This is a genomic window from Blautia sp. CAG:237, from assembly GCF_000436615.1.
Lineage (GTDB): Bacteria > Bacillota > Clostridia > Lachnospirales > Lachnospiraceae > Blautia_A > Blautia_A intestinihominis.
On the sequence record NZ_FR886729.1, the window covers coordinates 23,222 to 31,435 of the forward strand.

The 8,214-nt window shown below is 43.9% G+C and carries 6 protein-coding genes and 1 pseudogene; all 7 read right to left on the reverse strand.

Annotated features, from left to right (window positions below):
- A pseudogene (locus QZL69_RS06875) lies at window positions 1-548 on the reverse strand (arabinose isomerase); the annotation flags it as partial.
- 105 nt (window positions 549-653) lie between these two features.
- The gene (gene rhaB / locus QZL69_RS06880; protein ID WP_022214483.1) at window positions 654-2,057 is read right to left on the reverse strand and encodes a rhamnulokinase; all 1,404 of its coding nucleotides are present in this window, start codon (window positions 2,055-2,057) and stop codon (window positions 654-656) included.
- 161 nt (window positions 2,058-2,218) lie between these two features.
- Window positions 2,219-2,914 carry an L-ribulose-5-phosphate 4-epimerase gene (locus QZL69_RS06885; protein WP_022214484.1) on the reverse strand — a complete coding sequence of 232 codons (696 nt, stop codon included), beginning with the start codon at window positions 2,912-2,914 and terminating at the stop codon, window positions 2,219-2,221.
- Window positions 2,915-2,933: 19 nt separating this feature from the next.
- Window positions 2,934-3,779: an L-ribulose-5-phosphate 3-epimerase gene (locus tag QZL69_RS06890; RefSeq protein WP_022214485.1), complete on the reverse strand. Its 846-nt coding sequence runs from the start codon at window positions 3,777-3,779 to the stop codon at window positions 2,934-2,936.
- 19 nt (window positions 3,780-3,798) lie between these two features.
- Complete coding sequence (locus QZL69_RS06895) at window positions 3,799-5,313, reverse strand: FGGY-family carbohydrate kinase (RefSeq protein ID WP_022214486.1); 1,515 nt, start codon at window positions 5,311-5,313, stop codon at window positions 3,799-3,801.
- Window positions 5,314-5,343: 30 nt separating this feature from the next.
- A complete protein-coding gene (locus QZL69_RS06900) occupies window positions 5,344-6,738 on the reverse strand; it encodes a DUF4340 domain-containing protein (RefSeq protein ID WP_022214487.1) in 1,395 nt (464 codons plus the stop codon).
- The gene (locus QZL69_RS06905) at window positions 6,738-8,174 is read right to left on the reverse strand and encodes a GldG family protein (protein WP_022214488.1); all 1,437 of its coding nucleotides are present in this window, start codon (window positions 8,172-8,174) and stop codon (window positions 6,738-6,740) included. Before QZL69_RS06905 ends, QZL69_RS06900 begins: the two co-directional genes overlap by 1 nt.
- Between the last annotated feature and the right edge of the window lie 40 nt (window positions 8,175-8,214).

The following is an 8,214-nucleotide window of genomic DNA, read 5'->3' on the forward strand; positions in this document are numbered from 1 at the left end:
CCGATCTGAGCGATATTGGTATCGCGGAATCTTCTTCTTACCTGTGCAGCCTTGCACCAGTCTTCGATCTCTGCCTGAACAGCCGGATCTCCACCCTCAACTACACCTGTAATAACAGCATGTCTCTTGCCTGCTCTTTCCAGATCGGCAACTGCTTCACCTACAGCACCGCAGGCATATCCTTCACCAAGCCATGCAGCGATATCTGTGTGATCATAATCCAGTGCTTTGAGCTTCTGAACGTTCACAAGAACAACCGGAACATCAAGATCACGGATTGCAGGGAGCATATTGTAGGATGTCGCATAAGTCAGCATCTGAAGAAATACGATATCAACGTCTGCAGCACGGAATTTATCTCCGGCTTCCATAGACTGCTCTTTTGTTGTTACCATTCCTCCATCGATGATCTCTACTGTATCAGGGATTGTTTTTTTGAATGCCTCATACTGAGCTTCAAACTCAGGTACCAGTGACGGGAACTGAGGCAGGTATGCTCCTAAAGCAATAGAAAATACGCCGACTCTTGCTTTTGTGTTTACTAACATAATAAAACCTCCAATTTATTTTATTAATGTATATACTCACCTTATTCCAGGTGCATATAGCTCAATAACAGGATGATTGGGTAAAAAGTCTCCAGCTATAATCTCTCAGGCTTTGAAAATCTTGATTCCGAAAGACTCATGAATGGTTGTACGAGCCTCTTCAACAGATTTAAATTCGCCTTCCTTGATCATCTGTGCAGTGATATTTCCGATCGCAGTTGCTTCTCCAGGACCTGCATGAACTTCTTTACCTGTTGCCTTTGCTGTAAGTTCATTCAGATATCCCGCATTGGAACCACCACCAACTACATGGATACGGCTGTAAGTTCTTCCTGTAAGTTCTTCCAGTTCTTTTGCTGCTTTTGCATAGCACTCAGCAAGACTGGTGTAAATAACAGTTGCAATCTCACCCATTGTCTCCGGAACCTGCTGTCCTGTTCTGCGGCAGTAGTCCTTTACTTCTTCTGTCATATTTTCCGGAGAAAGGAAACACTCGTCATTTGCATCTACTCTGGATGGAAAATCCTTTGCTTCTTCTGCCATAGCACAGATCTCTGCAAAACTGTACTTGTCATTTACTTCATGACGAACAGACTGGATCATCCACAGACCCATGATGTTCTTGATATAACGGAAGCGTCCCGCATATCCACCCTCGTTTGTGAAGTTCAGTTCGCAGCTCTTTGGTGAACAGTCCGGAGTTTTTCTTTCGATTCCCATCAGGGACCATGTTCCGGAACTGATATAGATAAAATCATCATCGTTTGCCGGTACTGCAAGGACTGCGGATCCTGTATCATGTGTTGCCGGTGCGACAACTTCTACGTCAAAGCCGACTTCTTTCTGAAGTTCTTCTGTCAGATGTCCTACACTTGTGCCAGGCATGATCAGTTTCTGGAAAATTCTTCTCGGATATCCCAGTTTGTCGATGATCTCATAATCCCAGTCTTTTGTCTGTGCATTTACCATCTGGCCTGTTGTAGCCTCTGTGTACTCACAGGTCTTCTGTCCTGTCAGAAGGAAGTGGAAGTAATCCGGTACATGAAGAAGAGTTTCTGCCTGCTCCAGATATTCCGGATGTTTTGTCTTAACTGCCATCAGCTGGTATATCGTATTGTAAATAGCTTTCTGGATACCTGTTCTTGCATACAGTTCTTCAACCGGAATTAACTTGTAAACTTCCTCATCCATTCCCTCTGTACGATGGTCACGGTATCCAACTGTGTTACCAAGTACCTTGTCATCTTTATCAAGAAGAACGAAGTCAACACCCCAGGTATCAACGCCCATGCTTACCGGAATCTTGCCAATCTCTTTACATTTCTTGAGACCTGCAACGATTTCTTTGAAAATACGGTCAAATTCCCAGCAGAGTTCTCCATCCTTCTTGACCATACCATTCTCAAAACGATGAATCTCCTCGAGCTCCATTCTGCCATTCTCCATGTGTCCAAGGATCAGACGTCCACTGGATGCTCCCATGTCTACTGCTGCGTAATACTTAGTCATTGTAAAAACCTCCTAAATGTTTTTCTTTTATACAGCAAATTTCTTTGTGCAAACTGCTGTATATCCCTTCTCGTTTTCTTCTTAATAATAACATAATACAACAAGGTTCTTCAAGCGTGAAGAACCTTGTTTGTTTAAAAAAGTGTCTTTATTTGCAATTGTTATTTTACAATCTGCCCGTAATAAGCGTTTGCGCCGTGTTTTCTGTAATAATGTTTATCCTGAAGTTCCTGTGGTGCCGGTTTTACCTGCGGATTGATAAGTTCACAGCGAGATGCCATTTTGGCAACTTCCTCAAGTACAACTGCATTATGTACTGCCTCATGAGCATCTTTGCCCCAGGTGAATGGTCCGTGGTTTTTGCAGAGTACTGCAGGAACTGCCTCGTAATCTTTGTCCTTAAAGTAATCAGCGATCAGCACTCCTGTATTTTTCTCATATGCCTCGTCGATTTCTTCTTTTGTGAGGTTTCGCACACAAGGTACTTCTCCATAGATGTAGTCTGCATGTGTGGTTCCATAGCATGGAATGCCTCTTCCTGCCTGTGCCCAGCTTGTTGCCCAGGAAGAATGTGTATGTACGATTCCACCGATGTTCGGAAATGCATTGTACAGTACAACATGTGTTGCGGTGTCAGAGGACGGATTGTATTCGCCTTCTACTTTGTTTCCCTGAAGGTCAACAACAACCATATCTTCTGGTTTGAGCTTATCGTAATCCACACCGCTTGGTTTAATTACAAAAAGTCCTTTCTCACGGTCGATGCCACTGACATTTCCCCAGGTGAATGTCACCAGCCCATATTTCGGCAGGTCCATATTTGCTTTGTAAACTTCTTCTTTTAATTTTTCTAACATGGTTTTTTCCTCCTGAATTTTATTTCTGAGCATCCAGTATCGGACACATCATTTTTACTGCATCATTAAGATCTTTTTTCCATTCCGGATTTCCTGTGTACCAGAATTCCGTCACAAATCTGCGTACTCCCAGATCCCAGGCCTTCTTTATTGCCGCCTCAAAATCCACATGTCCGGTTCCATACGGAATTTCTCTGAATTTTCCAGGGACAGTTTCCTTAAGATGAAGAGAAGTCAGATTTCCTCTGCCCAGTTCCATATCCTCCAGTACATCTGACTTGTAAAGAACCGCTGCATTGGTGAGATTTCCAATATCCGGATAGACTTTAAGATAATTGGAGCCACACAGTGTTACATATTTCATGGCTTTCTCAACCGTATTCATAAATTCATTTTCCATCGTCTCAAGTCCGATGAGCACGCCGGTCTTTTCTGCCAGTCTTGCAGCCTTTCTCAGATTTTCAAGAAATCTGTGTTTTGTCTCCAGTGTTGATTCCTCATAATAGACATCATATCCCGGGATCATCACAACACGGATTCCAAGATCATCTGCCAGCTGAAGTGATTTTTCCAGGATCGCCATTCCTCTTGCACAGCATGCTTCGTCACTGCTTCCGATCGCATATTTGGTAAGTGCACTGACACACATTGTCCGGATCGGAATTCCGGTCTCATACATGGTTTTTACAAGTTCCAGGCGTGATTCTCTGTCCATATCCAGCCGGGCGATTTTTTCTTCTGTTGCATCAATACTGATTTCAACATAATCATAGCCTGCTGCCTTTGCCGCCTCCAGTCGTTCTTTCCATGTCAGCGTACCCGGCATTGCCTTTTCATACAGTCCAAGCTCATATGCCTTACTCATTCTGTGGTTTCTCCTTTTCCTAGTTTCTGAAATACTTCCACGCACCATTCAGTCCGTCGATCACCGCACGGTATGCCGCATATTTTTCTTTGTAGATATCTGCATATTCCGGTCTTGGCTGTATTGTCTTGGTGATCTTCACTGTACGTCTCATTGCATCCTGATAATCTTTGTAAATTCCCGCTGCAATGCCGGCTGCCATCGCTGCACCCTGTGCACCGAGTTCCTTATCCTCGATCACATCGATCGGAAGCTGAAGCGCGTCTGCAAAAATCTGTACCCATACATCTGAATTTGCAGCGCCTCCGGAAAGTCGTACACTCTTCGGACGTTCACGGTTTCTCAGCAGTTTGTTGACATGGGTCACATGGGAGAAAACAATTCCCTCATAAACTGCACGAAGCATATGTTTCTTATTATGGTAAGCAGTCAGGCCTACAAAGGTTCCCTTTGCCAGTGGATCTTCGTTGGAGCCGTTCAGGAATGGAAGGAAGATGATATTGTTGTCCTGCGGCTCGATAGAAGCTACCCACTCATTGGTGATATCGTATACGGAGCCTCCGTTTTCTTTCGCTTCTGCTTTTTCATAACTCATAAGATTGCGGATGAACCACTCCATATTTCCGGCAGATGTCGGGCTGCTCTCCTCGATCAGATAATATCCCGGCATACAGAACAGAGAATTCAGTGCAACTGTGCCGTTTGTCACAGGTTCTTTCGAAATATACTCGTTGATACTCCAGGTTCCGGCCACCATACACATCTGTTCTTCATCAGAAAGTCCGGATGCGATTCCGCATGCGTTGATATCAAACATACCTGCAGCTACCGGGATTCCCTCCGGAAGACCGGTCTTCTCACCCGCTTCCTTTGTCACATGTCCACAGATATCGGCAGCGTTGCGAAGCGGTGGAAGCTTGTCGTAGCATTCTTCCAGACCAAAAAGCTTCATCAGTTCACGGTCATGTTCGTGTGTGATCATATTGACAAGATTTGATCCGGAACAGTCTGTGTATTCACTGTATGCCTCTCCTGTCAGCATGTAACGGATATAATCTTTTACTGCAAAGATATACTGTGTTCTCTCAATGACTTCCGGCATATTTTCTTTGAACCACGCCAGGATGCTTACCGGCTGTACTGCCAGAATATCCTGCAGGGTTTTTTCATAAACTTTTTTGTCGGTGCCATCCTCATGCCATCTTTTGACCTGTGCCCAGGCTCTTGTATCCGTAGAAATGATTCCGTTATAGGAAGGCTTTCCATCATAGCCTACCATGTACAGACCTTTTCCATGTCCTGAGAAAGAAACCCCTGCAATGTCCTTTGGATCGATATTGCTCTTCTCGATCGCATTGCGTACAGCCTGTGCATTTACCTCCCAGAGTTCATCCATATCCCTTTCTGTATAACCTGGCTTCGGAGTGATCGTCACAGTCGGTACACTGGCCACAGAAATCTGCTTTCCGTCTTCATCAAAGAGCGCTGCCTTTGAAAAAGTACCCCCATTGTCAATCCCCATTAAGTATTTCATGCCATACCTCCTCTTTTTATATATGATTTTTTATTTTAATTCTTCCAGAAGTCTGTCCAGCTTCTCTGTCATTGTCTTTACATACAGTTTATTTGTATGTGCTGCTTTTGTGCCATCCTCATAGATGACCGTGTAGAAATTCTGGTCTTCTTCATAATATGTAATTTCTTTCTTTGAACCATCCGTCAGTGTATATACAAGCTTCAAAGCCTCATCCCCGGTTTCTTCCGGCACGCTCTCCAGACGTTCCTGGGCGGTCACACTGACACATGCATAGTAGAAATCTGTAAATAATTTTTCATCCACTTCCTGCTCATCTACAAGCCATTTTACTGACTCCAGACCACCCTTTGTCGTCTGTGTTTCTTTTCTGAGCACATGCGTTGCACCATCTCTTGTAACTTCAAGTTTATCAAGATCCCCAATCGAAACAAAGCTGTATGTCAGACTCCAGTAAGAAGCCGCACTGGATTTCAGAAGGTCTGTCAGATACTCTCCACGAATCGTATGAATCTCCGGAAGTTCATTCAGCCTTGCATAATAGTTGCCGTTTTCATCCTCATCGCCTACGGAGAGTTCAAACTCTTTTGCTTCTTCTCCGTCTTTGTATTTTACGGTGAGTACCATCTGCGGATCGTCCAATCCATATTTTACATAATCGGAACAATTGTATTCAAGATCCTGATACCAGATAATATTGGACACATTATCCTGGACCATGCCGACCAGATTCAGGTTTGCAAGCTGGCTTTCTCCCTCTTCATCCTCCACCGTACACTGGTCATCCCCTGTCATGATAAGGACATAAGAATCTTCTTCCTTGTCCACATCAAACTCTGTCATCGTTTCCGGTTTTACCTTCGGGAAGTCCGTATAGGCTGCAAAATCCTGCAGCTTACCTGCGAAATCCGAGTCAAAGGCAGTTTTTGTCATATAAACCTTATCTGATTTTTCTTCTGTCTGGAAGTACAGTTCATGCGTGGACGTATTCTTATCTCCGATATACAAATCCTTCTCTGTTCCGTCAGAAAGTGATATCTGAATCGTATTTGCCGGTTCTTCCAGTCCGAACTGCGCCAGATCCCCCCTTGCGTCCAGCTCTCTGGTACAGCTCACAGAAGAAATATCTGCAAGCAGCTTCTGGATCTTATTTTCATTCATCTGAAATACAGAGTCATCCGGACAGATCCAGGTGTCATTCTTTTTTTCAAAGGTCAGTATCCCGTCGTCACCGCTGAAAGAAATACTGCTCACTTCATCCGTGTCTGTCTCAAACACAACAGATGCCGCAGCCTCTTCCTGCTCTTTCTGGCTCTCTGCCTCTTTTTGTTTATCTGAGTAACGCAGAAGAAACAGATAGGCCAGTCCTGCAAGGATGACCAGGATCAGTGCAATGACCAGTTTTTTTATTTTTTTTCCATCCATCAGCGTTTTCTCCTTGATGCCCAGACTGCCAGTCCTGCAATAATAAACAGAAGTGGAAGTGTAAATACACAGATCGCTGTCCATATATTTGCTGCCCGGTCTGTCAGTGTCAGATATTTGACCTGAAGGCTCTTGGTCTGTACTGCCGCTGAAGTTTTTTCTCCATTGCAAAGGTAATTTACAGTTCCGCCGAGAAGCTGTGCATTGCTTCCGGATACAGCCTGATTATAATTGGATTCCAGCAAATATCCTGTACTGTAATAGACGATCTCCGTATCAGCCTCATCATCGTTGTTCGTATCTTCCTGGATCAGCATACCGATCGTAAACGGACCGCTCTTATCTCCCTTTTCCTTCTCAGAGGTTGTCATGTTTTCCACATCTTCTTTGCTGTAGGATGCATCAGAAGTCGTCAGAAGCGGCTGATAGGTGATGGAATCTCTGTGTGAATCCGAAGTAAGGATTCCCTGGCTCATCGGTGCCAGAACAGAACCATTGCCATATACATTTTCGGTAATTGCCGAATAACTGATATCCGGAACCAAACAATACTGATAAGACATATATTTATCAGAGTCGCCTTCCAGGATGATTCCTTTTTCTCTTTCAACTCCATAATTTGCGAGGATGGAGTCAAAATTCGGCATATCCTCTACGGTATAATTTGAGAAGATGATCGCTTTACCTCCGTCTTCCAGATAGTCAATGATCTTCTGTGCTTCTTCCTCAGAATAATCTACTGTCGGCGTATTGATAAGAATTGCATCTGCATCCTCCGGAACCTTATCTGTAGTCATCAGATTCAGCGTCAGTGGATTTACATTATCCTTGGAAATCACATCTCCAAATGCACTTCCAAGTGCTGTCTCTCCATTTCCGCTTAAGATATACAGATTCGGGATGTCTTTGGCTGTCACATAATCTACAGCACTTGTTATCATTCCCTCGCCGTCAAATCCGGTCTTTACATAACTGTAAGTATTATAGTTCATGCTCTCCACATACATGGAATCCGCATTCACTACTTTACTCACATCACCGCTGACTGCGATCACACTGTTATTTGCAACATCTTCCTGGGTATATTTGGAAGTAAATCCCGGATACAGAGCCGGATCGATCTGCTCTACTTTAATGTGGGAGGATGCAGACTCATAACGGTCCAGAAGCTTCTGGATCGTGTCGTCTTCTTTTCCGCCTTCACAGATATAATAAAGCTCCACATCCTGATCCAGGTTTTTGAGTATTCCTGTCGTAATATCGGTCAGGGTATACAGTTTTTCGTTGCTGAAATCAAACTGGGTTACTTTGACCGGAAGATGATTCACGATCAGATTCACTATGATCAGTCCTGCCAGAAGCAGTACGGTAAGCAAAATACTGTAAGAACCGTTTATCAGAATTTTGCTGTTCTGTTTGTTGTCTTTATTCTTCATGTCCCTACCTCCTAGTTCCAGCGTCTTTTTGCAATCGTCT